Genomic DNA, 24,643 nt, shown 5'->3' with positions numbered 1-24,643 from the left:
AACTATTTATGTCTCTGCCTCGCTATCAAAATTTTGTAAATGGCAGCTACCAGGCCAACCTCAGTGGTGAAACTTTCAGCGTCATTAATCCGGGTACCGGCCAGGTGATTTACAAAATGGAAGTGGCCGATGCCAGTATCCAGCAGGCCGCTATCGACAGTGCCCATGAAGGCTTTGCTCGCTGGTCCGCCATGAGTGGCGTGGCCCGCAGTCGTATTCTGATGCGTGCCGTGGCACTGCTGCGTGAGCGCAATGATGAGCTGGCCGGAGTCGAAGTGCGGGACACAGGTAAACCCTGGCAGGAAGCTGTGGCGGTGGATGTGGTCACTGGCGCTGACTCGATTGAGTTTTTTGCAGGGCTGGCGGCATCGATTGAAGGCAATCAGCAAGATCTTGGCGGTGATTTTTACTACACCCGTCGTGAGCCACTGGGAATTTGTGCCGGCATCGGCGCCTGGAACTACCCGTTACAGATTGCCTGCTGGAAAGCAGCGCCAGCACTAGCGTGTGGTAACAGCATGATTTTTAAACCCTCGGAAGAAACACCGTTAGGGGCATTAAAACTGGCAGAAATTTTTGTTGAAGCCGGTGTACCCGCCGGGGTTTTCAATGTGGTTCAAGGTGACGGCAAGGTGGGAGCCTGGCTGACACACCACCCGGATATCGCCAAAGTTTCCTTCACCGGCGAAGTCGGTACCGGTCAAAAAGTGATGGCGGCTTCCGCCTCCTCGCTCAAGCAGGTCACCATGGAGCTGGGCGGCAAATCACCACTGATCATTTTTGATGATGCGGATATCGACAATGCCGTCTCAGCCGCGATGCTGGGTAATTTTTATACCCAGGGTGAAATCTGCACCAATGGCACCCGTGTATTTGTTCATGAAGCTATTCGCGATGTCTTTTTACAGCGCCTGCTGGAACGCACGCGTAACAATATTCGCCTGGGCGACCCAGCCGACCCACAAACCAATTTCGGCGCGCTGATTTCAGCCCAGCATCAACAGAAAGTGCTCAGTTATATCGAAATCGGGCTGGCTGAAGGGGCCACTTTGTTGCATGGCGGTCAGGCGGTACAACCGGCGGCGGCTCCAGGCGGCTTCTTTGTCGAGCCCACTATTTTCAGTGACTGCACCGACGACATGACCATTTGCCGTGAAGAGATATTTGGTCCGGTCATGTCAGTACTGAGTTTCAGTGATGAAGACGAGGTGATACGCCGCGCCAACACTACCGAAACCGGTCTGGCTGCCGGGGTATTCACCAATGACCTGCGTCGCGCCCACCGCGTTATTCATCAACTGCAGGCCGGTATCTGCTGGATTAACAGCTACGGGGCATCCCCTGCTGAGATGCCAGTGGGGGGCTACAAGCTATCCGGTATTGGTCGTGAAAATGGCCGCGTAACCCTGGACCACTACACCCAAATCAAAGCGGTGTATGTGGGCATGACTGATCTGGAGAGTCCATTTTGAGCATTCAGGAACACACCTTTGACTACATCATTGTCGGTGCCGGTTCAGCTGGTTGCGTACTGGCTAACCGACTGACCGAAGACGGCAAATACAGTGTACTGCTGCTGGAAACCGGTGGCAGTGACAAGAGTATTTTTATTCAAATGCCAACGGCGCTGTCGATTCCGATGAACACGAAGAAATACGCCTGGCAGTTTGAGACCGAGCCCGAACCCTATCTGGATAACCGTCGAATGCACTGTCCGCGTGGCAAGGTATTGGGCGGGTCATCTTCCATCAACGGCATGGTCTATGTGCGTGGCCATGCGCGTGACTTTGATGAGTGGCAGCAAAGCGGCGCTGAGGGTTGGGATTATCAGCACTGCCTGCCCTACTTCCGCAAGGCGGAAACCTGGGCCTTTGGTGGGGATGCTTACCGTGGTGATAGCGGTCCGCTGGGCGTGAACAACGGCAATCAGATGCAGAACCCTCTCTATCAGGCGTTTATTGATGCCGGTGTCGAAGCGGGCTATTTTAATACCAGCGATTACAACGGTGCGCAGCAAGAAGGCTTCGGGCCGATGCATATGACCATCAAAGGGGGGCGTCGCTGTTCCACGGCCAATGCCTATTTGCGCCCGGCCATGAACCGCTCCAACCTGATGCTGGTCACTCATGCACTGGTGCATAAAGTTCAGCTTGAAGACAAAAAAGCCGTCGGTGTGATTTACGAACAAGGGGGTCGTACCCACACAGCTCGCGTCAGACAGGAAGTGATTTTATCGGCCGGTTCCATCGGTTCACCCCACCTGCTGCAGCTTTCCGGTATCGGTGATCCTGAGCTGCTGGCTAAAGCCGGTATCGCCTTAGAGCATGATCTACCCGGTGTGGGTAAAAACCTGCAGGACCACCTGGAGTTTTACTTTCAGTTTCGCTGCCTGAAACCGGTTTCGCTGAACCGCAAACTGGGCTGGTGGAGCCGTTTGAAAATTGGTACCCGCTGGATTCTTAAAAAAGATGGACTGGGTGCCACCAACCATTTTGAATCCTGCGGCTTTATTCGCTCTAAAGCCGGGGTTGAATGGCCGGATCTGCAATACCATTTTCTGCCTGCGGCGATGCGCTATGATGGCAAAGAAGCCTTTGATGGTGATGGCTTTCAGTTGCATATCGGTCATAACAAACCCAAAAGTCGAGGCTCAGTAGACATAGTGTCTGCCGATCCTCATCAACCACCACGGATACAGTTTAATTATCTTCAAGAGGAAGCTGATCGGGAAGGCTTTCGTGCCTGTGTCCGTCTGACGCGTGAAATCATCAACCAGTCCGCCATGGACCCTTACCGCGGTGATGAAATTCAGCCAGGCCTGGATGTACAAAACGATGAACAGATCGACGCCTTTGTCCGTCGTGCTGTTGAAAGTGCCTACCATCCCTCTTGCTCATGCAAAATGGGTGTCGATGCCATGGCTGTGGTGGATCCACACACTCGGGTCCACGGTTTGCAAGGGCTGCGGGTGGTCGATTCATCCATTTTCCCCACTATTCCCAACGGTAATCTGAACGCGCCCACCATTATGCTGGCCGAACGTGCCGCTGACCTGATTCGGGGCTTGGAGCCCCTTGCACCATCGAACGCTGATGTATCGATGGATGCTCTCTGGCAGGAGCGCCAGCGACCCGAGGAGGCAAAACGCAAGGCTATTTAAGCCTTGTACCAGTCTCTCACAACGTGCAAACCATCAGGCTGTAACCAAGTTACAGCCTGAGCCGTTAACACGCGGTGGTTTGTGTCCAATTCGAATGAACGCCCGTTTCAATAGAAGAGGTACACCCATGCTGTTTCGAAAAATAATAGACTGCTACTACCGGAGGCGCACATGACACTCTGGTTATCCATAGGACTCTTGTTCACCTTCGCCGCGATTATCGCGGTACTGACTAAATGGTGGAACCTGCGCTGTATTGGCGTTACTCCGGTTCGGACCTTTACCTTTATTGCCATACTGTTTACATCCGGGCTGGATGTTGGCTTGATCATGTTCCCGCTGACCGAGTTCGCTGGCTATGCAGATTTTTCAGCCAGTCCGGAGTACAGCTTTGCCAATCCCTTAGCGATAGAATTTGGTTTCTGGGCATTTTTAATCTGGGGATTTTACTTCCTCACCTGCTTTTACTTCTGTGTAGTCGAGCCTAAGGTGCGCTTCTTCGATATACCCTTGGTCAAAGTGGTCAACAACGCCGTCATTATTGGCACCTGTGCGTTTACGGCGTTTTTACTGTTGGTCAACCTACCCTGGTACCTACCCGAGATCGGAGATGGTGAAAGCGTCATTCCCACCTTCTACCTGATCGTGTTACTGGCCATTGCGGCCGCTGTTTATTCCAGCAGCAAGCTGAAATATGTACGCATTCTGAGCCTCGGATCTTCCTGGCTGTTCATTGCTCTGATAGCAATGATGTGGAGTGGCGCCTTCCTGACAGATAACGGTAGCCCGGGTGATTTTATTGCCACGGCCAGTCTGATTACCGAATACTTTACCAACCTGCATCAGTTTATGTTGCCGCTGAATGATTATCACGAGTTTTACCTCTTCTGGTGGTTCTCCTGGAGCATCATGATTGGGCAGTTTACCGCACGCTTTGTCAGTGGCTTGCGCACCTGGCAGTTGATGCTGGCCATGCTGGTATTTCCATCAGCCGCCATCGGCACCTGGTTTACCGTGCTCTACCATTACCATTCAGAAGGCTTGCATATCAGCAGTTTCATCAACCTGGCGATGATCTCTGTGGGCATTTTGATGGTGGTTAATTCTCTGGATTCCTTGATCCGTCTCTACACTGAGAATCTCAACCTGACTGCTCGTCGTATCGGTAAAACACGCTACTTTTTAGGCAATTTCGCCGCCATGTGCGCGCTGACCATTCTATTCCAGTTGGATTTCTTAAGAATTCAGTGGGTGGGTGCTCTGGTTATCGCCATTTACTTTGGCTGTTTAGGCTACATACTGCTGTACAAACGCAAAGAAGTCATGGCAATCGAAGCCTCGCCCGAGGAAAACACCCTCGACTTCAAACGCATTGAGTTAGCCAACTAACCTCTCTTTTACCCCCCCTGTAGGCGCCCACTCCGTGGGCGCTTCCCTAACGTCAAACCACCAATTTCCAACAACCCACCATCTGTAATTTTACCCTTGTAGGCGCCCGCTCCGCGGGCGCTTTACCCCACCAATTTCGGCCGCTTCCCCGCAATAAACGAACCACTCACTATCGCAATACTGGCATAAAAAAGAGTCCAACTGGCATCTGCCTCACCTGCCAATACCAGTAACACCACCGAGATCAGGGGCGCGCTGTAAGCCAGGGTACCCAGCAACTGCAAATTGCCATGCTTAACACCATAGTCCCAGGTAAAGAATGCGACACCCACTGGCCCCAGTCCTAATCCGATAACACCCACCCACTGCGCCCAGCCCTGTGGCCAGACGGTTTCTTCCAGCACGAGATGACACCCCAGCGCCAACACCGCCGTAACCGCACAAAACCAACCGACAGCATCTGTTGGCACGGCCTTGACCAGACGACTCAGCACCGAATAGCTGGACCAGATCAAAGCACACAGCAAGGCCAGTAAGTATCCAGGTAAGTACTGCGGTTGAAAGCCATTGTGATTCTGGCCAATCAATATCCAACAACCCAACAATGCCAGGCAAGCCCCGATCAAATGCACACCACGTAAACGTTCACCGGGTAACAGCGCACTGAAAATTACAATCAATAGCGGCCAAAGATACGCCAGCAAACTCACCTCAACAGCGGGTGCCAGGGTCATCGCCTTGAAATAGACAAAATGATAGCCAAACAACCCGGCGACACCGATCACCCAGGCGACCAGCGGCTGTCGCAGATAATGCAACCCTGAGCGTTTTTGTCCGCGCCAGCGGATCAGCATCAGCAGAAAGGCAATGGCAAAGGTCATCGCCATCATCTGGAATTCGGGAATAGCTCCGCCTGTCATGCGCGTCAATAACGCCAGGGTACCCCAGAGGAAAATCGATATAGAACCAATCAGTGTTGCCTTATGCAGCTGGGTCATCATCAGACTCTATCAACTCAGAAAAACACCAGTGTATTGCCTGACAGCAAGCTTGTCTTTGCCGGATCAGCGGTGTTGTTTGTTGTGCTGGCGGAAATGGCGGGGAGATTTACCGTAATAGCGGCGAAATCGATCACTGAAGGCGGCAAGATTGGTATAACCGACCTGCTCCGCGACTAACTGCACCTGCAGATCACTCGACTCCAACAATTGCCGCGCTTTGTGCATACGCAACTCCAGCAGGTATTGCTGAGGTGAGCGATCTAAGTGTTGCTGGAACAGGCTAGAAAGCTGCCGGATACTCAAATGAGAAATGGCCGCCAACTGACTCAGTGAAACTGGGCGATGCAGTTGCTGCTCCAGATAGGTTCTGGCGACGTCAATACGCCGATCCTGCTTGACCGGCAGAGCAAAACGTTGCTGCAGTAGTTGCAACAACAAGTGCAGCATCTGATGTTCAGTTTCAGTCGAATCCTGATTGTCGCTACGCTGCATTTGTTGACACAAAAAAGCGATATAGTGACTCAAAGCCAGATCCAGCTGTACGAAAGCGGGAAGTCGTTCAAGCATGGGGGCTATATCCGCGGGGACGTCAGCAACCAGAAAGCGGTTGGCTGAAGGGGCATAAAATCCATGGTCAGCACCTGCAGGAATAATACCGGCCTGCCTTGCCGTTACCGCACCTTCGACCTGATTGACACTCAGACACAGTTCTCCGTCAACCGGCAATACCAGTTGATGGTGATCATGATGGTGGCTCGCCACCTCATCTGAATAGGAGCGTAACTCCAGTTTGAGCCTGGCTGAATTCACCCAGCAGCACCCTGTGTCTGATTGCTAGAAGCATGAGTATACAACAGCCGTACCGGGCAAGAGAATGAGATTCCTAAAGTGAATTTTACCTTCTCAAGTGGAAACAGATGTCAGAATCAGGTAGGGTCTATAGAAAGATAAAATCATATAGGAGCCCCATTTGCCACCTGACTGACCCGTCATCCAGACCGTTCAGAAGGAGAGATCAGTACAGATGATAGCGATTATATTGCCCATTGGCGCACTGTTAAGCGGCATTGCCCTGCTCCTGCTGGGCATAGGGCTACTGAACACCCTGCTTGCCCTTCGAGGCAGTGCGGAAGGCTTTACCGATCAAACCCTCGGTTTACTGGGTTCGGCCTATTTCATCGGTTTTATTCTGGGTACCTGGCTCTGTCCCAGACTGATTCGGCGCATGGGCCACATCCGTGCTTTCGCCTTTTTTGCCGCCGCCACAGCCACCTGTGTACTACTGCATGTTCTCATTATCGATCCTATAGTTTGGTTTGTGCTGCGCGTCATCACCGGTAGTGCGCTAGTCGGCATCTACACCGTGATTGAAAGCTGGCTGAATACTCAGGCTCCGCCTGAACGACGTGCGCGAGTGTTCGCCGTTTACATGGCGATCAACCTCGGGGCGCTGGCGCTGGCGCAACAACTGCTACGTATTGATAGTCCGTTGACCTTTACCCTGTTCGGCATCGCTGGAATCCTGGTCATCCTGGGCCTGATGCCCGTGACGGCGACACGTTTAGCACAGCCGGTCATCAATGATACCCAGTCGCTATCGCTGAAGCGCTTATGGCAGGCCGCACCGATTGCCTGTGCTGGAGCACTGCTATCAGGACTGGCGATGGGTGGTTTCTGGGGGCTAGGTGCGGTTTACGCGGGTCGAATAGGCTTCGCTCCGGCAGAGATCGCCATGTTTATTTCGCTGGTGATTGTCTCTGGTGCTTTGTTTCAGTGGCCCATGGGCATCCTGTCTGACCGAATCGACCGCCGTAAAGCCCTGGCTATCATTTCCATGCTGGCTGCACTGGGAGGGGTGTTGATGCTGGTACTAGGTCCCTATGGCCAGTGGTTTTTACTCGGGGCTGCGGTCTTCGGAGCCGGTGCGTTTGCCGTCTATCCGGCGGTCATTGCCCACCTGATCGATCACCTGCACCGGGATGAAATTCTTTCCGGTAATGCGGCACTGTTGATGCTACATGGTATCGGGGCCGCATTGGGTCCGGCCACTGCAGGCTGGCTTATGAATTACACCAGCCCTCAGGCTTTGCCGGTCTATTTCAGCGTTATGTTTGCCCTCTGTGCCATCTACAGCCATCTGCAGGCACGCCGCATGCGTGATACTATCGTTGACGAGTCAGCCCACTATGTACCCATGGTTCGCACCTCACCGGTGGTGCTGGAAATGATGCTGGATGACCAGACCACTGAGGAACATACTGATACTGATGCTGAAGCGGAGCTAGAAGAATTAATCCATGCAGAAGAAGCTCTAGACGAAACAGAACAAGACACTGTGACAGAACAAGAAAACACCGCGAAAACACCCCTTGATGTCGTGCCCAACGAGGATAATTCCAATCAACTAAATGACACTGACAAGCCCGGAACCACTGATCGTTGAGACGTTCAACCAGTACCGGCAGGAGTAATTAGCGCTATGATTCTGGCAACAGATCTTGACGGAACCTTTCTTGCAGGCGATCCGGAAAATCGCCAGCGCCTTTATCAACTGATCACCGCCCACCAGGGTATTAAACTGGTATTTGTTACCGGACGCGGCCTAGAGGTCGTTGTCCCGCTGCTCTCAGATCCCGCCATTCCACGTCCCGATTATATTATTTGTGATGTCGGTGCCACCCTGGTGGACGGTGAAACTCTGCAACCTGTCTACCCGGTTCAAAGTGAAATCAACGCTCGCTGGCCTGGCGAATTAAGCATTCTTGAAGCACTGAAGGGATTTCCTGGCCTGGAGCGTCAGGAAGTTCCGCAGCAACGCCGTTGCTCTTACTTCTGTGAACCTGGCGCGGTGACTGACAAACTCAAACAGGCTATTGAAGCACTCGGCTGTGATATGCTGTTTTCAGCTGGCATGTACCTGGATTGCTTACCGAAAGGCGTCAACAAGGGCACAACCCTGCAACGCCTAGTAGAGCATTTACAACTGCCCGCCGACGATGTACTGGTGGCCGGTGACACCCTGAACGACCTATCGATGTATGAACAAGGATTCAAGGGCGTCTGCGTCGGTGAATCCGAGCCAGCCCTGCTGGAAGCAACAGCCGACAGAGCCAGCGTACTGCAGGCGCGCCTCAGTGGGTGTGGCGGGATACTGGAAGCCGTGGGGCATTTCGGTTTTCTCGGTCCACTGGGTGTCGATCACGAACTACCCGATCTGACCATCAAGGGCAAAGCCGATCTGGTGATGGTTTATCACCGTCTGCCCTATGAAGAGGTCGAGGAATCAGGCAAGCTGATCCGTCGTCCGCCCACCTCCCCCAATGGCATCCTACCGACGCTACTAAGCTTTTTCGGCAGCGGTCAACGTGGCTCCTGGGTGGCCTGGTCGATCCATGATCCGCGCCGTGGTCGTGCGTTTGAAGTACATACCCAGGTGGACTCCGAACGTTACCCGAATCTGGTCGCCGCCCGTGTGGCGCTGACCAAGGACGATGTAGATACCTTCTATAAGCGTTTTTCCAAAGAGGCCTTCTGGCCGACCCTGCACACTTTCTGGGAAAGAGCCATCTTTCGTGAAGAAGACTGGATTACCTTCCTCAAAGTCAACCGCCTGTTCGCCGAACGCACCGCGGCCGAAGCCGCCGAAGGTGCCATTGTCTGGCTGCACGACTACAATCTGTGGATGGTACCGGCTTATCTGCGCCCCCTGCGCCCGGATCTGACCATCGCCTTTTTTCATCACACCTATTTTCCTTCGGCAGATGTGTTCAACGTGCTGCCTTGGCGACGCGAGATCATCGGCAGCCTGTTACAGTGTGACTACATAGGTTTTCATATTCCCCGTCAGGCGGAAAACTTTGTCGATGTCGCCCGCGGTGTCGCCCCACTGGAAGTCGTGGAAACCAGCGGTTGTGCACCTCGTTTTCTCACCTACGGCTGTGCGGTAGGGCTCGACAGCATGACCACGGCCATCCGTGTGCATGATCGCCATATCGGCTTGGGCGCACATCCGGTTGGGTTGGATGTTGGACGTATCGATGTGATTCGTCAGGACCTCGCCTGTCAGGAACTGATGGACACACTACGCCAACAGCTGCAGCATACCCGTGTGGTCTTATCTGTTGAACGACTGGATTACACCAAGGGCACCCTGGCGAAACTGCTGGCCTTCGAGGCATTACTCGATGCGCACCCGGAACTGATCGGCAAGGTCACCCTGATGACCATCTGTGTACCAGCCGCACGTGAAATGACCATCTACGACGAACTGCTGGCACAGATAGAACAGGCGGTTGGGCGTATCAATGGGCGCTTCTCCCGCGTCGGCTGGGCACCGGTGCAGTTCTTCTATCGTGCCTTTCCGTTCCAGGAACTGATTGCCTACTATCTGATGGCTGATGTGATGTGGATTACGCCCCTGCGCGATGGCCTCAACCTGGTTGCCAAGGAGTATATTGCCACTCAAGGACTCTGTGGCGGTAATGGAGTGTTGGTATTATCAGAATTCGCCGGGGCCGCTGCCGAGTTGCATGGCGCCCTGTTGACCAATCCACACGATCCGCATGACCTGCGCGATACGCTCTATATCGGTCTGACACTAGGCAAAGCCGAACGTGAAGCCCGCTTGAAGGAGATGTACCAAATCGTTTGCCATAACGACATTGCTCGCTGGGGCTCGGAGTTTCTGGATGCCGTCAAAGCGACGCGCCGTACGCAGATTTCACTGCTGACGGAGGGTGCCGCTTAACCGTTGAGCTCATACAACCGGACGGCGCCTAGGAAGACGGTGCCCCCAGAAAAACAGTGCCAGACCACTGACCACCAATAAACAGCCTTTCCATAAGCTGGCGGTCAGGGGTTCGGCATTGAGCCAATGCCCAAGCATCAATGCAAAGATTGGGGTGATCAGCGTCACCAGGGCCACTGTACTGGCTGGAAGATGACGCAATACATGAAAATAGCTGACAAAGCCGATCAAGGATCCAAATATGGCCAGGTAAAGCACTGACCAGAAGGCACGAGTGGACGGGTCGATCACCAAGGGCGCCGCACCCATCAGCCACCAGGTCAGGGCAAATCCCGGCAACGACCAGAGCAATGCACCGACCGTATGCGCCAACGGATGTACCTGTGCACCGGTACGTTTGACCAGCACACCGCTCAGACTGAACAAGCTCACCGCCATTAACAGCAAGAATACCCCCGGCAGACTTTCACGCCCCAGCACCACATCATCGGTGAAGATTACGCCCAGCCCCAGAAATGCCAGTGCACTGGCCACCCAACGGTAGGGCCTCAAGGCGGGCTCATTCAACAACCCCATGCCAAAGATTGCCGACAGTATCGGTGCCAGGCCAAAAATAATCGAAATCAGCCCGGAAGGTACATAACGTGAAGCAATATAGGTGCAACACATGGCACCAAACACCCCGAGTGACGCATAGGCATAGGCCAGTTGTGCACGAGAATTTAACGGTAGCCGTATCCGAAATACCGCCAACAAACCCAGGCCAAGCACGGCTGCAATCCCCATACGCAACCATCCAGCCAGCACCGGATCGATGGTTTCACTGCTCCAGGCAATGGTTAAAGGCGTGGTGGACCAGATTAACACCACAGCAAGATAAGCAACCGGTATAGACATTATGTCTCCGAAACCGTCATCAGAACGGCACAAATACCGCACACAAGCTGTAGCGGTATAGATCAATAGAGAACCCAGGAAGACGGTTATCTTCCGCCATATCTTGATTCGGGTCAACGGCCTGCATTAATATCCGAGTAAACTTCTATGTTATTGCTATACGGCCGGAACACGAGGATACTGATAGAAACACGTTAGTAATCCATTTTCCAAAGGAGAACACATATGAGCCTTAAAGTAGGTGACACCTTTCCTTCACTGACACTGAAAATTCTGGGCGAAAAGGGACCTGAAGACCTCACCACCGACAGCCTGCTGAGTGGTAAGAAAGTAGTACTTTTTGCCGTTCCAGGTGCTTTCACCCCGGGTTGTTCCAATACTCACCTGCCCGGTTTTGTCATGAAGGCAGACGAAATCAAAGCAAATGGCGTCGACAGCATCATCTGCACCGCCGTGAATGATGCCTTTGTGATGGGTGCCTGGGGTAAAGCGCAAAATGCTGACGAAATTATCATGCTGGCCGATGGGCTGGGTGAGTTGGCCAAAGCCGCCGGTCTGGATCAGGATCTTTCGGCCGCTGGACTCGGTGTCCGTAGCCAGCGCTATGCCATGATCATCAATGATCGCAAGATCGAGTTGATCAATGTCGATGCCAAAGGCGTTGATAAAACCAGTGCTGAAACGCTGCTGGCTGCACTTTAAGCTTAGGTGCTAATCAATAAGTGTAGATAAAGCATGCAGCGACAGGATATGTCAGTTTACTGTACTTTCCTGCGTTGCTGCTTTATCTCGTACATCGCCGCATCAGCCTTTGCGATGAGCGCATCGGCGTTCATGTCCCCTGGTTCAGAAGACGCTACACCAACACTGGCGCCCGCATAGTCAAGCAACGTGGTACCAAGATAAAAATGTCCACGCGTGAGATCTTGTAACCTTTGCCGAAAACCCTCTTGGCTAACACCATCATCTGGCGATTTAGCCATCGTCAAAGCGACAAACTCATCCCCACCATGCCTGGCCAAAAAGTCACCAGTCCGTAGACCTTCTTTGAGCCGATGCGCCATTTGGATCAAAAACTGATCGCCGGCATCATGCCCATGGATATCATTAATTCGTTTGAAGTTATCCAGATCGATGAAGCCGGCATGTACAGCAGACCCTTCTCGTTGTGCACGCGCCAGCATACGATTGAGCTCATCTACCAACGCACGTCGATTGGACACCCCCGTCAGCGCATCAAGCATCGCCAGATTGCCATACTCTATATTCATTCGACGCAACTGAACGATCAACTCTTCTCTTGCGAATTGCTGTGCAATCACCTGAGCAAACAAACGCAAGAACAACAGCGACTTGTCCGCCACGTCAACGTTTGAACCACTGGCACCACATAGCGTACCAAACACTTGATCATCTATCCTTCGAACAGGCTCACTGATATAAGTCTGAATTCCCAATACTCGGGCGGTTTCTGAATCTCCCCAGTGGCCAGGCACATCATTTATATAGCGACGACCTTCTTCAAACGAACGCTTACACAGAGTATCGTCCCAAGGTACAGTCAGCCCTTCAGGAATATTCATATTACCCACATTACGTGAGAAAACTATTGACTGAGTATGCTGATGAGGATTGATGGTGGTGAAATAGACTGATTCCATGCCGGTAAGTGCTGCAATTAACTCTAACAGAGGCCTGATGAGAGACTCCAGATCGGCACTGTCGCTCATAATATCGTCAAGCCTGTATAGAATTTCTTCGGTTTTCATTACAACAACTACCTTAGAAAGCTGTTTGACACACAGGTATTAGGTCGATGATGTGTCATGTCCCATACCTGTATCTTGTTCTTTAAAATTATTAAAGCAGCTGAGAATCTAGAATGCAACAAACCTATTTCTTGTAGACACTTGTTTTACGGCGTCGGGTCACTTTGCGTTTAGGACGATTCCCCATACCGGCGGGCACCCGAATAGCCGCCTGACTCACTTGGCTAATCAAGTAACTGAGCGTGCTTTCCAAACTCTGCATAAACGCCTGATAGCTGTCTTCACGCTGACTGATGGCATCCAGGCGAGCTTCCCACTCGGCGGTCATATCTGGCAAGGTAGTAGGCTCAGGCAGACTGTTAATCAGCCCTTTACCCGCAGGCGTTGCCAATATCTGTTTGCCCTGGCGCATCAAAAATTGACGTTTAAACAGCAATTCAATAATCCCCGCTCGAGTCGCTTCTGTACCTAATCCATCAGTTTCACGCAGAATTTTACGTATTTCCGGGTCTTTGACATAACGGGCGATGCCAGTCATAGCGGCCAATAGTGTGGCGTCGGTAAAGTGCTTGGGTGGCTGAGTCATTTTGTCCTGCAGTGTTCCACTCAAGCAATGCAAGGTCTGGCCTTGCTGCAGTGACGGCAGTGCAGGCTGATTAGGCTCATCCCCTTCATCATCACTTTGACGCGATGGAAACAACACTTTCCAACCACTGTCCAGGGTTTCACGGGCACGGGCGATAAAACAGCCTCCAGCAATATCCAGGACGACTTCAGTATCCTGATAGCGCCAATGGGGGTAAAACTGCATCAGATACTGGCGCGCGATCAGCTCATACAAACGCTGTTCATTGGCTGACAGGCGCGTGCCACTGGCCTGCTTTTCCGTGGGAATAATGGCATGGTGAGCATCCACCTTTTTATCGTTCCAGGCTTTGCTGCGTAAATGCAGATCTGTGCCATCGGCTGCTTCAGCCAGTGCCGGACAGGTGCTGCGAATAGCCTTAACAACACGCTCAGCCCGACTGAAATGTTCCTCTGGCAAATAACGACTATCGGAACGTGGGTAAGTAATCAGGGTGTGCTTTTCATATAAGCTCTGACAGGTATCCAGCACCTGCTGCGCACTCATGCCATAGCGTTTACCCGCATCAATCTGTAAAGCTGACAGGCTGTAGGGCAAGGGCGCAGGCTGCTGTTTGGTTTTTCGATGTAGTTGGGTAATATTCGCAGGCTGATCGGTGATGCGTCGAATAACATTCTCCGCCAGGGCTTTGGATATCACTCGCCCTTCTTCATCCTGATAAGCCGCACAGGCTTCACTGGGTTGCCATTTGGCTTGAAAGTGCTCGCCTGCCGGGGTTTCGACCAGCGCCAGCACCTCATAAAAGGGTTTGCTGACAAACGCCTCAATACTTTCATCCCGGCGCACCACCAGTCCCAGAACCGGTGTCTGCACTCGCCCCACCGACAGAACGCCCTGATACCCGGACTGCTGCCCTTGTATAGTACAGGCGCGAGTCAGATTGATGCCATACAGCCAGTCAGCACGTGAACGCGCTAAGGCCGAAGTCGACAGAGGCACAAAGTCGCGGTTGGGTTTAAGTTGAGCCAAGGCGCGTCGCACCGCCTCGGGGTTCAGGTCACTGATCAGGCAGCGCTGCACACTGGCACGCTTGGGCGCGGGCACTTTCAACCAGGCAATCACTTCATCCACCAGTAACTGACCTTCCCGATCTGGATCACCCGCATGGACCAGACAATCGGCCTGCTTCACCAGCTTGCGTAAAACCGTCAGTTGTTTACGCGTACCGCTTTTGGGTTGCAGTTGCCATTCACCCGGTAGAATCGGTAAATGCTCCAGGCGCCATTGCTTGAACGCCGGATCATAGGCATCGGGTTCGGCCTGCTCCAGTAAATGACCAATACACCAACTCACCCAGGTATCATCGCCACAACGAATATAACCCTCTTCGCGCTTCTTCGGACCAGGCAGCGCCTCCGCGATTGCCCGCCCTAACGAGGGTTTTTCAGCAATAAATAGCTTCACAGGCTCACACCATCCTGATTTTTAGTGCACCGCCTGTTATATTCGTTTTTTCGGCTGGGTGAATAAGGACTTATTGTCATGCGACTTCCTGTAACTGTCTGGGGTTTGGCGTTGGGCCAGGCATTGCTGGTTTCCGGTAACATTCTGTTGGTTTCGGTCACCGCGTTAATTGGACAACAAATTGCGCCAAGTCTTAGTCTGATCACCCTGCCCGTTGCCTTGCAATTTCTCGGGCTGATGGGCGTCACCCTGCCGGCAGCACACCTGATGCGCTGGCTGGGACGTAAAACCGGCTTTTTGATCGGCAACCTGATTGGCATTGGCGGCGCCATACTAGCCTATTTTGCCCTTGCGGCCGGAGATTTTACACTCTTTTGCCTGAGTACTTTCCTGCTAGGCATGGCGATAGGTGTTGGGCAGCAGTATCGCTTTGCTGCCATCGAAGGTTGTCCATCGTCCTTGCATCCGCGTGCCATCAGCCTGGTTATGGCGGGCGGGGTGATTGCAGCCATCCTCGGACCGAATCTGGCGATCTGGGGCGAGAAGCTGTTCCCGGCCACCCAGTATCTGGGTGCATTTGCGGTGTTGATCGGGCTGTATATGTTAACCACCCTGTTGATCGCATTTATTCCGTTAAAAAAACCGACCCGAGCCGAGCTTCAGGGTGAGGTGCGCTCTTATGCCGAACTATTCCGTCAACCACAACTGGTCGCTGCCATTACCGCCGGTGTCATCGGCTACGCCGTGATGGTCCTGATCATGACGGCAACACCCTTGGCGATGCAAGGCTGCGGTTTTGGATTCAGCAGTACCGCCAGTGTCATTCAGTGGCATGTACTGGGAATGTTTGCACCTTCCTTTATTACCGGACGACTGATCACTCGCTACTCTGAAACCAAAGTCATCCAGTCCGGCTGTCTGCTGCTGATTCTGTGTGTCTTACTAAACCAGTTAGGCACCAGTTACTGGCATTTCTGGACCGCCCTCGTGGCACTTGGTATCGGTTGGAATTTCACCTTTATCGGCGCGACTTCACTATTGACCCACACCTACCGCCCGGCAGAGAAAGCCAAGGTCCAGGGCATCAATGACTTCCTGGTGTTCGGCAGCGCCGCCATCGGCAGTCTGCTGGCCGGTTACTGGCAAAGCCTGCTCGGCTGGGAAGTACTCAACCTGCTGATGCTTCCAGCCATCGCCGTCGCCATGCTCATGGTCGCCATCAGCAGCAAAAAAGGCCAACTAAAAAAAGGGGTCAGTACCCTTTTTCGCTAAAGAAAAGGGTACTGACCCCTTTAAGTTATAGGGAAATGTGATGGAAACGTCTTCTCGAAGTGGAATTATTTATGCACTCAGTGCATTTTTTCTGTGGGCTGTTGCACCGATTTATTTTAAAGAGATGTCCTTTGTTCCCGCGACGGAAATTCTCGCCCATCGGGTGATTTGGTCTTGTGTGATCGTTTTTGTGTTGATCTTTCTGCTGCGCTATACAGGCGCTTTAAAAAAGGTACTGCAATCACCCAAAACACTCATGGCGATGCTGGTTTCGACGCTTCTCATTGGTTTAAATTGGGGAACCTTTATCTGGGCGATTCAGAACAATCAGATGCTAAGTGCCAGCTTGGGCTATTACATTAACCCGCTGATTAGTATTTTATTAGGGGTGATTTTCTTTAAAAACAAACTCGATAGAGTACGCATTATCGCGGTGGTGTTGTGCTTCTGTGCCGTGGTTTTTGAAGTCATTCAGTTTGGCTCCTTGCCCTGGATTGCCCTGGTACTCGCCGTTAGCTTTGGTTTCTATGCTTTAGTACGCAAAAAAGTCGCCGTAGACAGTTTTACTGGCATGGCCATAGAAACCGCCATTCTGCTGCCTATCGCCCTGTTATACTTAGCGCTAATCGACTCACCTACCGCGAAAATGATGGACAATAGCGCTAGCGTAAACTGGCTGCTGTTTGCCGCTGGACCTGTGACCATGGTTCCGCTGATGCTTTTCGCGGCCGCCGCAAACCGAGTCAGTCTGGTGACACTCGGCTTTTTTCAATACATAGGGCCAACCGGGATGTTTTTGTTAGCGGTATTTGTGTATGACGAGCCATTGAGTACAGCAAAACTTACAACGTTTGTACTTATCTGGTCAGCACTTGCCATGCTGATTGTCGATTCATTGCGATACCTACGTAAAACTAACGCGACCACTCTCATTATCGACAAAGATGCGGTTTAACCTTACTGTCGCTTGCATACTAAGAACATTATTTACCACCATCTTGCTCAGGAGTTTAGTATGGCATTGGAAACCTGGTTGATTTACCTTGTCGCCACATTTGGCCTGTCGCTGACCCCTGGTCCCAACAGCCTGCTGGCACTGACTCATGGCGCAATCCATGGACCAACACACACGCTGAAAACCATAGCAGGAGGTGCTGTAGGCTTTGCCTGTGTGATCGCGCTGTCTATGTTTGGCATCGCTTCGCTACTTAAGCTGGCTGAAGAGCTGTTGCTGGCGATGAAAATTCTGGGTGGTTTATATCTGATATGGCTGGGTATTCAGGTCTGGCGCTCGCCCGCTCCCGGTCAAATAGGGGTAGCAATTGAGCCTGTCCGCGGTTGGAAAATGATGCGCCAGGGTTTTTTAGCCGCCCTGTCGAACCCCAAAGTGATATTGTTTTTTGCGGCATTTCTACCCCAGTTCATCAACCCCAACAGAGACCTCTGGTTACAGTTCCTGATCATGATGCTGACATTTGTACTGGTAGAATGTGCCGTCGAACTGCTGATAGCCGGTTTTGCCAACAGTGTTTCCAACTGGCTGGGACGCTGCGGCAAAGGCTTCAACCGAGTGTGCGGCAGCCTGTTCGTGCTGATAGGTGTTGGACTGCCCTTAAGCCGCTGAATTGCTCTTACGCAGGTGAACGAAACAGAAAAATACCAGCCAGGCCAGTGCTACTAATCCGATCAGACCACCAGCATAACCTGTCTGATCGAGCCCTCGGCTAAGGATGATCTGGCTGCCCACTAGCGCGCCGCCGCCAATCCCTACGTTATAAATACCCGAAAAAATTGCTGTTGCTACATCCGTAGCATCAGCGGCCAGTTCCAGCACCAATACCTGAGCAGCCAGGGTTATCAGCGTAATGCCCATGCCCCAGCAGGCAGCGATCAGCATCAGGTGAGTGCTGGTGGTGGTTAGAGGTACCAGTGCTAGCATTGACAGCGCGATAAGGCTTACTGCAAATACCAGCACACCAGCTTTTAGGTGGCGGTAAAGACGACTGAACATAAGCGCCGCCAGAAAACCGGCCAATCCGTACACCAGTAACACCATCGTGGTCAGACTGCCGCTGAACCCTAATACCTGCTGCACCAGTGGTTCGATGTAGGAATAAACCGTGAAATGGGCAGTAACAATCAGCAGCACCAGCACATACAATCCAATCAATGCCGGTCGCCGCAACAACAGCGGTAAGCTACTGATGGATCCGGCATTACGGCTTGGCAGGTTAGGCATTACCCGCAGAATCACTAGCAACACCAATGCTGCACAGCCACCAATCAGCAGAAAGGTGATGCGCCAGTTGAACCACTCACTAACGAGCCGACCCACCGGTAAGCCCAGAATACTGGCCAGCGTGGCACCGGTAATCAGCAGGCTCACAGCCTGAGTTTTTCGGCCCTCTGGTGCGATACGCATGGCAATAGCCGCGGTGATTGCCCAGAACACCGCATGGGCCAAGGCAATACCTATGCGAGAAATCATCAAGACCGTGAAACTCCAAGCCACAGCGGACAGCAGATGACTGATAATAAACAGACTGAACACCGCAATCAGCAGGCGCCGCCGTTCAACATCGCTGAGCAAAATGATCGCCGGTAAAGACGCCAGCGCCACTACCCAGGCGTAGTAGGTCATCATCAGCCCGGTTTCGGCAATGTGCATGTCAAAAGAGTCGGCAATACCGGACAACAGCCCGATGGGAGCAAACTCCGAGGTATTAAACACAAAGGCAGAAAATGCGAGGCTGATCACAGCAAGCCAGGCTTGTTGAGCGGAAGGTTGTTCGGTAGGCATGGAAAAAAGACTCAGAAACAGGTCAGGATATAAAGTGGTATTTTATGCCGAATGCTAGTCGGAAGCTAATCAATCAGCCATAGTCTTACACATACCTTAATACACTGAGTCGCTCTCATGAAGAAACTGATTTCTAATGACACGTCGTTCGTCCGGTTAAACCGATGCTCAGGGCGCACCCATCGTTACGGTTGCGCCCCGTGAGAAGACATCCAAAAAAGGGGTCAGTACCCTTTTTAGGCAATGCAAACTTGGTTGCGGCCATTATTCTTCGCTCGATATAGCGCGCGATCGGCGGCTAAGAACAACTCCTCCACTGTGCCCTTAAGGTCAGGATAGCCTACCACCCCGACACTGATAGTAATTGTGCCCAGTTGACCGGCGGCATGTGCCCAGCGCTCCGCTTCAACCTGGCCGCGCAAGCGCTCAGCGATCTCGAAGCCTTCTTGCATACAGGTCTCTGGTAGCACAACTACCAGTTCCTCCCCACCATAACGGCCAGCATAATCGACATGGCGTATTGTCTCACGCAGTAGCATCCCAAAACGGCACAGAACCTCATCACCGACCTGATGGCCAAACTGGTCGTTCACTCGTTTGAAGTTGTCGATATCAATAAGCAACACACATAGTGGGAGCTGATAGCGCTCTGCCCGTGCAACATCCTCATTCAAGCGGCGCATCAATTCGTGCCGGTTGTACAGGCCGGTCAGCGAATCGTGCGTGGCCAGCCGCTCCAGTTCCTGCTCCATGTATTTGCGATTGGTAATGTCGAAGATCAGACCTTCGATATAGCTGTCACTGTCCACCACCACATTGCGGCCCTGTTCCCACACCCAGCGCTCCGAGCCATCCTGGCGGATGATTCGGTATTCCAATGCAAACGACCGGCCCTCGCTCAGTGCTTTTTGCACCTCGTCCCAGAGGCGTTGACGGTCATCAGGATGCGTAAGATCCGAAAAATAGGTTTTTGCGTTGCCTACCAATGACGCGGGCGAGTAACCGGTGAGCGCAAGACAGCCGTCGCTAATGAATAGCATAGTCCAGTGCGGATCGTTGAGGCAGCGATAGGCCATACCGGGGAGGTTAGACATCAGTGTCGCAAGTTGTCGCTCACGCTCAATTAACGCGTGCTCCGCTTGCTTGCGAGCGGAGATGTCCTGGCCGATTGCAATTGCCCCTATCATCGTCCCGTCTTCATCAAAAAACCGACGGGAATTCCAGGCTATGATCTTATCCTGGCCATCCTTTGCACGAATGCAGCTTTCGAACCATTCCACCTCAGTACCCTGTTCGATGATTTCCGCGACTTTTGCACTGATCGACGCACGATAGGTCGGATCAGGATAGAGCAACTCCCAGATGTCGGGATTTCCCAGCACCTCATCACGCCCGTAGCCACTGATCTGCTCGGCCGCTTTGTTCCAGACAGTGATGCGCCACTCAGGGTCGAGGACATTAATCCAGACCAAGGCATTATCAATGACGTTTTCTCGAAACTGATCAAGAGTACGCAGCTGTTGTCGCTGTTGTGCCTCGCGCCGTTCGGATGCTTCAAACTCACGCTGGCAACGTCGCAAAACCCTCAGCACCATGACCATCACAAATACAAAACCTATGCCTTTGAATACACTGATAGCTGTCGCAAGGTCGGGGCGGCGCATAGTCCAGTAACCACCCAGTAAATCGCTGCCGACAAACAACACACCTGCTGCCAGGATAGACACACCCAGCACGGCGAGGGCTCGCTGAGGCGAATTCAATGCTCCGACCCTTTCCACTATTTTTGGCATATGCATTGATCCCCGAAACCCACCGTTATTACTAAAAAATCAACGTCGCTATTATGGTTAAACAAATGAAACCACACCCGGCTTGCCGTGTCAGCACGAAAATCAATTCTGGAATGCAGCACCGGAAGGGATACGTTACTTTATCGATGAAGTGATCCGCTTGGGAAAAAGCCAAAGCCGTCAGCCCGGTATGGAACCACGGTGAGGGAGCCAGTGAAGAAGACGCCCCCTCGGGGAACGAACTCAAAGGACTGGCCGGTAGCCCAGGAACAATAGCAGGGGAAGTATTCCCGGTACAGTGATTACCGAAAGTGGTGGCCCCTTGTCTCATGGCGCGGTAACTGCACGTGAATTGCAGTTACCGGCAGTAATGAGTGTCAGGGGCGTAATGACACGGTTGGAAAATGGCATGCAAGTACAACTAGACGGCAAAACAGGTGTCGTCAGAATATTGCAGTAGCATTGCTCACGGCTAGGGCCTTATTCTGCTGGTGGGTTTGGCGTGACCGCCTTATTTTTAAACCAGCTGCGACGGCCCGAGCCTTCCCCCTGAGGCTCATACCAGTTTTCATTACGGGTTGCGTACATGGTGGCGGCAATCGCGATGAAGGTTAATATCGACCCAGCCAAAAGGGCATAGTCAGCACTTCGAAGGATCAAATAAAGCACGCCATAAAGTAAGGTTAACATCAGTGCTAAGACCAAGGTGCGTTTCCCCAAACGCAGCGCAGCCGCGCCAAAGGCTACGATTAGCAGCACGGTCGCGGACGAGGCAACCAAGTATGCCGCGCCAAATCCGATCTGCTCGGCGAAAGCAAGCAAGAGCAGAAAGAAAGTCGATTGTGAAAGACCTACCAGTATGAACTGAATCGGATGCGTAGGCCGTGCGCCCTGGCTCTTGATCAGAAAAATTGTCAGGAAGGTCAAGCCGATGAACAAGATGCCATAGCGCGCGGCGCGATAGGATTTTTGGTACACGTCATTCGGTTGGTAGAGATTCACACCGAAGCTAGTCTGTCTCCGAGCGACATAATCATAGGATTCTCGACTTATCTGAGGCAGGGCGCGCGCTAAATGGGAAATCAAAATTGAACTCGGCCGTTGAACTGTAAACCGGCACGGTGAAAATACCTCGCTGACGCGCTTCGGTTTCACTGGTCAACTCGACCTCAAACAGATTGGGGTAAATGAACAGCGGCGAACGCTGAACCTGGCGCATCTCTTCGACGATGCGAAAAACAGGCTTTCCTTCGGTGTCTAGTCGCTGCATCCCTGTTTCTGGATCAATCAATTCACGGCGCTCTTTTACCAGCGCAGATTCCTCGACAGGGATCACCAGCACCGGACCGCTGAGTATTTGAGGCCCACCCCATTCCATACCAACCGAGGCGCGTGTAGTGCGGTTATAATGCGAGCGATCATCGACAATTTCGCCTACAAAGAACAGCGGTATAGACATCATTAAAATAAGAATGCCTACAACAAAAAATCGCCACCCAAATGAATTGAACATAGTATCCCTCCCTTAGCGCACCTTAAGTGCACCTTATTAATCCAATTGACGCGAAAAGTGTTCGTAGAGTGGCTCAACCGAATGCTGAATAGGCATCTTAAGCTGTCGCTTGAGTTCATCTACAGATAGACGGCCGTAGTTTTTATCCAGCGCAGTGTTGCTACCCACGCCCGACGGGGTATACCACCGTCAAGTAAACCCAGTTACCCAGGCTTAACACCTGCAGCGCCTCTCGCCTCCCATGCCCTGCCGGGTGAGTTCAGTATTCGAAGTATTCCAGACGTGATGTGGCGGCAGTTGGACTGGCCTGTTGCAGCTAAAGCGATGGAAAAGTGGTTTGCACTCCCGGCAAGAGAGATGTTTGATAAAGAGAAGAGCGGAGATATAAAACCCATTTCGATACCTACTGAGTAGGTTGATACTGAGCTGATACGTTGGAACTGGCTTAATGTATTTTCACGGGTTTCGGAGGCGGAGCAGATCTTGCTGTCTAGATTAGAAAATTCTGCAGCTAAGGATGAGTTGGGAAAGTTACTCAGTGAGCGTTTAAATGCGGATGCCAGATTGCGCGAGCAATCCTCCAAAGGCACAGCACTAGTCAGATGTATAGATGTAATCTAGGCACATTCTTCCTGGCAATTCCAATTTGCGACAGTAGGTCAAAATAGATGGCCATTGACACCGAAGAAGCCCTACGACACGTCATTGCCCGTGTGCGTGAGGTACAGGATACGCTTGAGCGCCGTTTAGTGCTTGAAAACGTATCGAGCTACATTGATTACGCGAGTTCGGAGATGAGCGAGTGGGCATTTCTGTCGGCACTTGTCGAGGAAGCCGATTGCATGCTGTTACTTGATGTGAACAATATTTATGTAAGCGCTATGAACCACGGCTACGACCCGCATGCATTTGTTGATGGCGTGCCAGCACACCGCGTACAACAGATACACGTGGCGGGCCACTCAAATCTGGGCGATGTGATCATCGATACCCATGATGCCGCTGTGCCTGACGCGGTATTCGATCTCTATGCTTATGCATGTCAGCGTTTAGGACTGGTGAGCACGATGATTGAACGCGACGATGCGATACCGCCGCTGGAAGAATTGATCGCCGAGCTTGACCGAGTGCGTGCGGTGGCAGCCCGTCATGCCAAGGTTCAAGAACCTGAGGAGGCACTTGCATGTCTGATCTAGGCTCGAGTCGGCTTGCCGATCTGCAAGCTCAGTTGCAAAACTATATTTTAGGAAAGGGTGTTTCAGGTGATGGCGGTAATCTGGATGGAGTCCTATCTCTACTGGTGGATGGCGCTCCCGATGGGAGTATGCTGCTCTTAAGGGGCTGGTCGATGTCCTGAGCTTTGCCCGCGTGTGCGAAGAACTCGCCCACAGCTATCCAAATACTGACATCGAGACCTCAATCGGTACTTGGCTTGCGCGTTGGCTGGCAGATGAACTCTTGTCGGCGATCCAGCTGAGCCCTATGGTCGTGCCGACGGAGCCATGACCCCCGGCTACCTGAACGACCATTTGCTCTCCTAGGCTATTTAGATATGTCATCGGCGTTGCTTGCCCGCCAGCTGGAAGGCGAGCCTGCCACAGCTGCTCACCTGTGGATACGTCACATGCCCGCAAATAGTCATCTACCGTTGCGGCCAAGAAGGCCACACCACTTTCAGTGATTACAGGTCCACCAATACCGAGAGCTAACGTATTTATTTAATGCGCTTGCCATAACGCTTCAACGGACTGCTGGTATTAATACGTTTGTTTAACTGGCGTTTGCATGTTAGGATTCCGCAAGAATTATTTACAGGGAGTGTTGAAAATGCCTAAAGTTAAATTAGATGGCTATTTGAACAAGCATATCAGTGAAATCTGTGGTGTTGGTTATAACAAGAATTCCGATAATCATTGTGCTCACTTTGTAAGTCATGTTTTAGGTTTAAACTTCGGCTATACGTGTGGAATGATGGTTCATTCCAGTCAGTCTTCTGGATCAATTCGAGTCCAAGAAATCTTTCCAAAGTGTAAGCAAGTTGGTTCTTGGGATACATTAAGTGATTCCCTAGAGTGTGGCTTGGTCTTTATTACACGTGCAAGTAATGTCAATATTCAAGACAAAACCATGCTGAATGTGCCAAGAAAGCATGTTGGTATCTTTTATGGTAAAGAGACCTGAATTCAGATAATAACCGCAACACTCATGTGATGGGCCAGGTCGGAGAGAGGCCAGCTACCGAAATGTGGTAG

The 24,643-nt window shown here is 52.1% G+C and carries 24 protein-coding genes; 14 read left to right on the top strand and 10 right to left on the bottom strand.

Annotation, left to right across the window (positions count from 1 at the left end):
• Nucleotides 1-8: 8 nt before the first annotated feature.
• The 3 genes from betB to ACN0R1_RS16240 all read left to right on the top strand — a co-directional run bounded on the left by betB (nt 9) and on the right by ACN0R1_RS16240 (nt 4,549).
• On the top strand, nt 9-1,472 hold the full coding sequence (betB, locus tag ACN0R1_RS16250; RefSeq protein ID WP_417584742.1) for a betaine-aldehyde dehydrogenase: 1,464 nt from the start codon (nt 9-11) through the stop codon (nt 1,470-1,472).
• A gap of 2 nt (nt 1,473-1,474) precedes the next feature.
• Nucleotides 1,475-3,160 (top strand): choline dehydrogenase, encoded by a 1,686-nt coding sequence (gene betA / locus ACN0R1_RS16245; RefSeq protein WP_417584786.1) that lies wholly within the window; start codon nt 1,475-1,477, stop codon nt 3,158-3,160.
• Nucleotides 3,161-3,331: 171 nt separating this feature from the next.
• Entirely contained in the window at nt 3,332-4,549 is a 1,218-nt protein-coding gene (locus ACN0R1_RS16240; protein ID WP_417584740.1) for a BCCT family transporter, read from the top strand.
• 122 nt (nt 4,550-4,671) lie between these two features.
• On the opposite strand, the gene ACN0R1_RS16235 is transcribed toward ACN0R1_RS16240, so the two are convergent.
• A complete protein-coding gene (locus ACN0R1_RS16235) occupies nt 4,672-5,547 on the bottom strand; it encodes a DMT family transporter (protein ID WP_417584738.1) in 876 nt (291 codons plus the stop codon).
• Nucleotides 5,548-5,613: 66 nt separating this feature from the next.
• A complete protein-coding gene (locus ACN0R1_RS16230; RefSeq protein ID WP_417584736.1) occupies nt 5,614-6,360 on the bottom strand; it encodes a helix-turn-helix domain-containing protein in 747 nt (248 codons plus the stop codon).
• A gap of 214 nt (nt 6,361-6,574) precedes the next feature.
• On the opposite strand from ACN0R1_RS16230, the gene ACN0R1_RS16225 reads away from it, so the two are divergent.
• Both ACN0R1_RS16225 and ggpS read left to right on the top strand, forming a co-directional pair.
• Entirely contained in the window at nt 6,575-7,993 is a 1,419-nt protein-coding gene (locus ACN0R1_RS16225) for an MFS transporter (RefSeq protein WP_417584734.1), read from the top strand.
• A 36-nt stretch (nt 7,994-8,029) separates the two neighbouring features.
• Nucleotides 8,030-10,297, top strand: coding sequence for a glucosylglycerol-phosphate synthase (gene ggpS, locus ACN0R1_RS16220; protein WP_417584732.1), 2,268 nt, complete (start codon nt 8,030-8,032; stop codon nt 10,295-10,297).
• A 9-nt stretch (nt 10,298-10,306) separates the two neighbouring features.
• Here the strand turns inward: ggpS and ACN0R1_RS16215 are convergent, their stop codons facing one another.
• Nucleotides 10,307-11,194 carry a DMT family transporter gene (locus tag ACN0R1_RS16215; protein ID WP_417584730.1) on the bottom strand — a complete coding sequence of 296 codons (888 nt, stop codon included), beginning with the start codon at nt 11,192-11,194 and terminating at the stop codon, nt 10,307-10,309.
• A gap of 225 nt (nt 11,195-11,419) precedes the next feature.
• On the opposite strand from ACN0R1_RS16215, the gene ACN0R1_RS16210 reads away from it, so the two are divergent.
• Nucleotides 11,420-11,896 carry a peroxiredoxin gene (locus ACN0R1_RS16210; RefSeq protein WP_417584728.1) on the top strand — a complete coding sequence of 159 codons (477 nt, stop codon included), beginning with the start codon at nt 11,420-11,422 and terminating at the stop codon, nt 11,894-11,896.
• Nucleotides 11,897-11,952: 56 nt separating this feature from the next.
• Here ACN0R1_RS16210 and ACN0R1_RS16205 read toward each other — a convergent pair whose 3' ends face one another.
• Entirely contained in the window at nt 11,953-12,963 is a 1,011-nt protein-coding gene (locus tag ACN0R1_RS16205; RefSeq protein ID WP_417584726.1) for a sensor domain-containing diguanylate cyclase, read from the bottom strand.
• A gap of 124 nt (nt 12,964-13,087) precedes the next feature.
• On the bottom strand, nt 13,088-15,013 hold the full coding sequence (locus tag ACN0R1_RS16200; RefSeq protein WP_417584724.1) for a DNA topoisomerase III: 1,926 nt from the start codon (nt 15,011-15,013) through the stop codon (nt 13,088-13,090).
• Nucleotides 15,014-15,091: 78 nt separating this feature from the next.
• On the opposite strand from ACN0R1_RS16200, the gene ACN0R1_RS16195 reads away from it, so the two are divergent.
• The 3 genes from ACN0R1_RS16195 to ACN0R1_RS16185 are packed head-to-tail and all read left to right on the top strand — an operon-like array spanning nt 15,092 to nt 17,909.
• A complete protein-coding gene (locus ACN0R1_RS16195; protein WP_417584722.1) occupies nt 15,092-16,285 on the top strand; it encodes an MFS transporter in 1,194 nt (397 codons plus the stop codon).
• Between the two features lie 40 nt (nt 16,286-16,325).
• Complete coding sequence (gene rarD / locus ACN0R1_RS16190; protein WP_417584720.1) at nt 16,326-17,240, top strand: EamA family transporter RarD; 915 nt, start codon at nt 16,326-16,328, stop codon at nt 17,238-17,240.
• Nucleotides 17,241-17,300: 60 nt separating this feature from the next.
• Nucleotides 17,301-17,909, top strand: coding sequence for a LysE family translocator (locus ACN0R1_RS16185; RefSeq protein WP_417584718.1), 609 nt, complete (start codon nt 17,301-17,303; stop codon nt 17,907-17,909).
• On the opposite strand, the gene ACN0R1_RS16180 is transcribed toward ACN0R1_RS16185, so the two are convergent.
• Together ACN0R1_RS16180 and ACN0R1_RS16175 are read right to left on the bottom strand one after the other, a co-directional pair.
• A complete protein-coding gene (locus tag ACN0R1_RS16180; protein WP_417584716.1) occupies nt 17,898-19,085 on the bottom strand; it encodes a sugar transporter in 1,188 nt (395 codons plus the stop codon). The two genes, ACN0R1_RS16185 and ACN0R1_RS16180, sit on opposite strands and share 12 nt — an antisense overlap.
• Nucleotides 19,086-19,321: 236 nt before the next feature.
• Nucleotides 19,322-20,878, bottom strand: a complete 1,557-nt coding sequence (locus ACN0R1_RS16175) for a diguanylate cyclase (protein ID WP_417584714.1) — start codon at nt 20,876-20,878, stop codon at nt 19,322-19,324.
• Between the two features lie 298 nt (nt 20,879-21,176).
• Here ACN0R1_RS16175 and ACN0R1_RS16170 point away from each other — a divergent pair, with 298 nt between their 5' ends.
• Nucleotides 21,177-21,338 carry a PEP-utilizing enzyme gene (locus ACN0R1_RS16170; protein ID WP_417584712.1) on the top strand — a complete coding sequence of 54 codons (162 nt, stop codon included), beginning with the start codon at nt 21,177-21,179 and terminating at the stop codon, nt 21,336-21,338.
• 20 nt (nt 21,339-21,358) lie between these two features.
• Here the strand turns inward: ACN0R1_RS16170 and ACN0R1_RS16165 are convergent, their stop codons facing one another.
• Together ACN0R1_RS16165 and ACN0R1_RS16160 are read right to left on the bottom strand one after the other, a co-directional pair.
• Nucleotides 21,359-21,964: an inner membrane CreD family protein gene (locus ACN0R1_RS16165; protein WP_417584710.1), complete on the bottom strand. Its 606-nt coding sequence runs from the start codon at nt 21,962-21,964 to the stop codon at nt 21,359-21,361.
• Nucleotides 21,912-22,391 carry an inner membrane CreD family protein gene (locus ACN0R1_RS16160; RefSeq protein WP_417584708.1) on the bottom strand — a complete coding sequence of 160 codons (480 nt, stop codon included), beginning with the start codon at nt 22,389-22,391 and terminating at the stop codon, nt 21,912-21,914. Before ACN0R1_RS16160 ends, ACN0R1_RS16165 begins: the two co-directional genes overlap by 53 nt.
• 144 nt (nt 22,392-22,535) lie before the next feature.
• On the opposite strand from ACN0R1_RS16160, the gene ACN0R1_RS16155 reads away from it, so the two are divergent.
• The 3 genes from ACN0R1_RS16155 to ACN0R1_RS16145 all read left to right on the top strand — a co-directional run bounded on the left by ACN0R1_RS16155 (nt 22,536) and on the right by ACN0R1_RS16145 (nt 23,748).
• Nucleotides 22,536-22,805, top strand: coding sequence for a DUF6402 family protein (locus ACN0R1_RS16155; RefSeq protein WP_417584784.1), 270 nt, complete (start codon nt 22,536-22,538; stop codon nt 22,803-22,805).
• Nucleotides 22,806-23,059: 254 nt separating this feature from the next.
• The gene (locus ACN0R1_RS16150; RefSeq protein WP_417584706.1) at nt 23,060-23,587 is read left to right on the top strand and encodes a DUF692 domain-containing protein; all 528 of its coding nucleotides are present in this window, start codon (nt 23,060-23,062) and stop codon (nt 23,585-23,587) included.
• Entirely contained in the window at nt 23,575-23,748 is a 174-nt protein-coding gene (locus ACN0R1_RS16145) for a hypothetical protein (RefSeq protein ID WP_417584704.1), read from the top strand. The genes ACN0R1_RS16150 and ACN0R1_RS16145 overlap by 13 nt, the downstream gene beginning before the upstream one ends.
• A 34-nt stretch (nt 23,749-23,782) precedes the next feature.
• Here ACN0R1_RS16145 and ACN0R1_RS16140 read toward each other — a convergent pair whose 3' ends face one another.
• Nucleotides 23,783-24,058 (bottom strand): hypothetical protein, encoded by a 276-nt coding sequence (locus ACN0R1_RS16140; RefSeq protein ID WP_417584702.1) that lies wholly within the window; start codon nt 24,056-24,058, stop codon nt 23,783-23,785.
• A gap of 160 nt (nt 24,059-24,218) precedes the next feature.
• On the opposite strand from ACN0R1_RS16140, the gene ACN0R1_RS16135 reads away from it, so the two are divergent.
• A complete protein-coding gene (locus ACN0R1_RS16135; protein WP_417584700.1) occupies nt 24,219-24,572 on the top strand; it encodes a hypothetical protein in 354 nt (117 codons plus the stop codon).
• The last annotated feature ends 71 nt before the right edge of the window (nt 24,573-24,643 follow it).

Source organism: Nitrincola sp., assembly GCF_048264025.1.
In the GTDB taxonomy this organism is placed as follows: domain Bacteria; phylum Pseudomonadota; class Gammaproteobacteria; order Pseudomonadales; family Balneatricaceae; genus Nitrincola.
The sequence above is the reverse complement of the archived record's forward strand: the minus strand, read 5'-3'. Positions and strand labels throughout refer to the sequence as shown.

Bases quoted from the DNA above. Each gene is read 5' to 3' on its own strand.
- betB (WP_417584742.1), top strand. From the start codon at position 9: ATGTCTCTGCCTCGCTATCAAAATTTTGTAAATGGCAGCTACCAGGCC.
- ACN0R1_RS16240 (WP_417584740.1), top strand. From the start codon at position 3,332: ATGACACTCTGGTTATCCATAGGACTCTTGTTCACCTTCGCCGCGATT.
- ACN0R1_RS16235 (WP_417584738.1), bottom strand. From the start codon at position 5,547: ATGACCCAGCTGCATAAGGCAACACTGATTGGTTCTATATCGATTTTC.
- ACN0R1_RS16225 (WP_417584734.1), top strand. From the start codon at position 6,575: ATGATAGCGATTATATTGCCCATTGGCGCACTGTTAAGCGGCATTGCC.
- ggpS (WP_417584732.1), top strand. From the start codon at position 8,030: ATGATTCTGGCAACAGATCTTGACGGAACCTTTCTTGCAGGCGATCCG.
- ACN0R1_RS16215 (WP_417584730.1), bottom strand. From the start codon at position 11,194: ATGTCTATACCGGTTGCTTATCTTGCTGTGGTGTTAATCTGGTCCACC.
- ACN0R1_RS16210 (WP_417584728.1), top strand. From the start codon at position 11,420: ATGAGCCTTAAAGTAGGTGACACCTTTCCTTCACTGACACTGAAAATT.
- ACN0R1_RS16205 (WP_417584726.1), bottom strand. From the start codon at position 12,963: ATGAAAACCGAAGAAATTCTATACAGGCTTGACGATATTATGAGCGAC.
- ACN0R1_RS16195 (WP_417584722.1), top strand. From the start codon at position 15,092: ATGCGACTTCCTGTAACTGTCTGGGGTTTGGCGTTGGGCCAGGCATTG.
- rarD (WP_417584720.1), top strand. From the start codon at position 16,326: ATGGAAACGTCTTCTCGAAGTGGAATTATTTATGCACTCAGTGCATTT.
- ACN0R1_RS16185 (WP_417584718.1), top strand. From the start codon at position 17,301: ATGGCATTGGAAACCTGGTTGATTTACCTTGTCGCCACATTTGGCCTG.
- ACN0R1_RS16180 (WP_417584716.1), bottom strand. From the start codon at position 19,085: ATGCCTACCGAACAACCTTCCGCTCAACAAGCCTGGCTTGCTGTGATC.
- ACN0R1_RS16175 (WP_417584714.1), bottom strand. From the start codon at position 20,878: ATGCCAAAAATAGTGGAAAGGGTCGGAGCATTGAATTCGCCTCAGCGA.
- ACN0R1_RS16160 (WP_417584708.1), bottom strand. From the start codon at position 22,391: ATGTTCAATTCATTTGGGTGGCGATTTTTTGTTGTAGGCATTCTTATT.
- ACN0R1_RS16150 (WP_417584706.1), top strand. From the start codon at position 23,060: ATGGCCATTGACACCGAAGAAGCCCTACGACACGTCATTGCCCGTGTG.
- ACN0R1_RS16145 (WP_417584704.1), top strand. From the start codon at position 23,575: ATGTCTGATCTAGGCTCGAGTCGGCTTGCCGATCTGCAAGCTCAGTTG.
- ACN0R1_RS16135 (WP_417584700.1), top strand. From the start codon at position 24,219: ATGCCTAAAGTTAAATTAGATGGCTATTTGAACAAGCATATCAGTGAA.